Origin of the sequence: Streptomyces sp. RP5T, assembly GCF_003933965.1 — a bacterium.
In the GTDB taxonomy this organism is placed as follows: domain Bacteria; phylum Actinomycetota; class Actinomycetes; order Streptomycetales; family Streptomycetaceae; genus Streptomyces.
The window spans coordinates 1-1366 of record NZ_RSAJ01001079.1 but is presented as its reverse complement, the minus strand read 5'-3'; the positions used below and the strand labels follow the sequence as shown (position 1 = coordinate 1366).

Here is a 1366-nt window from a genome sequence, read left to right as displayed (position 1 = left end):
CATCCCGTACTACGGAACCGGCGGGGCGCCAGGTTCTCGTGAGGATGGGGGAGTTCTGCGGTGGGGTGGGGTGGTTCCCGCAGGACACCGAAGGGCTGTGGTGACGGGCTGCACTGGGCCGTCGAGCGTGGCAGGTCCTCCGGCGACTGCACGATCCGCGTGGTGCCCCTGCCCACCGGCTCACTGGGGCGCAGTTCGCAGGCGGTACATCAACGCCTTTCGGTATGCGGCCTCGGGGGCGAGGTCCTTCAGCGAGGACTTCCCCATGGTGGCCTTCACCGCGACGGCAGGCGCGGACTTCGCTGGGATCAAGGCCCTTCTGACACAAGGCCAAGAGGAAGGTTGGTGGCACTACGAGGTCGGCTGCGGCACCGACGAGTGGTGGAACGCCTGAGTCTGTCGCTTGTCCGCCGAGTCGAAACGCGACGCGAACTCGGTCGCTCACCTGGGACTGCGCCGGGCGGCTCTAGACGCCCGGTGTGCTGGTCATGCCGTTTCGCCACGCCCACGCGATCAGCGCGCCGCGATCCTCCAGTGCGAGTTTGGCCAGCAGGTGATTGAGGTGTGTCTTGACCGTCGCCTCGCTGATCACCAGTTCCCGAGCCACCTGACGGTTGTTGAGGCCGTCGGCGACCAGACGCAGTACGTCGATCTCACGGCGCGTCAGCCCGGCCGACTCGCCTGCCACCCGCGGCGGCCCCGACGGCGAGGCGGCGTCCTGCTGCCGGGTGACCAGTTCGACCAGACGCCGCTGCACCGCGGGATCCAGTGCGGTGCGACGGGCGGCGACGTCCCGCACGGCGGCCAGTACGGCCTCACCGGTGGCGTCCTTGGTGAGATACCCGGCCGCTCCGGCGCGCAGAGCCGGCAGCACCGCGTCGTCGTCCGCGTACGTGGTCAGCACCAGGACCCGGACCCCGATCCCCGCGGCCAGCACCCGCTCCGTCACGCCGGTGCCGTCCAGCCCCGGCATCCGCAGGTCCACGACCACGACGTCGGGACGCATGCGCAATGCCAGCTCCACGGCGTCCAGACCGTTGTCCGCCTGACCGACCACCTCGACGTCATCGGCCGAGCCGAGCAACAGCACCACTCCGTCACGCACGACGGCCTGGTCGTCGGCGACGACCACCCGAATGGTCACGTGCTCTCCTTCTCGTCACGGCCCCGCACACCATCCGTGCCCGGCCCGTCCGTCGTTGTCTCGCCCGTGGAGCCGCCGTCGGCCTCGGCGCCCCGCGCGGTGGACCCGCATGGCACCGGGTCCACCACGGGCACGCGCAGCACGATCCGCCAGCCCGGCCCGTCCGGAGCGGGCCCCGTGCTCAGCGATCCCCCGACGGCTTCGATCCTTTCACCCATGCCG

General features: G+C 70.7%; 1 protein-coding gene and 2 pseudogenes. 1 reads left to right on the top strand and 2 read right to left on the bottom strand.

Annotated features, from left to right (window positions below):
- Positions 1 to 102 precede the first annotated feature (102 nt).
- A pseudogene (locus EHS43_RS44600) lies at positions 103 to 394 on the top strand (DUF4265 domain-containing protein); the annotation flags it as partial.
- Positions 395 to 466: 72 nt separating this feature from the next.
- Here EHS43_RS44600 and EHS43_RS44595 read toward each other — a convergent pair.
- Positions 467 to 1144 carry a response regulator transcription factor gene (locus EHS43_RS44595; RefSeq protein ID WP_125196065.1) on the bottom strand — a complete coding sequence of 226 codons (678 nt, stop codon included), beginning with the start codon at positions 1142 to 1144 and terminating at the stop codon, positions 467 to 469.
- A pseudogene (locus EHS43_RS47270) lies at positions 1141 to 1366 on the bottom strand (hypothetical protein); the annotation flags it as partial. The pseudogene EHS43_RS47270 and the gene EHS43_RS44595, both read right to left, overlap by 4 nt.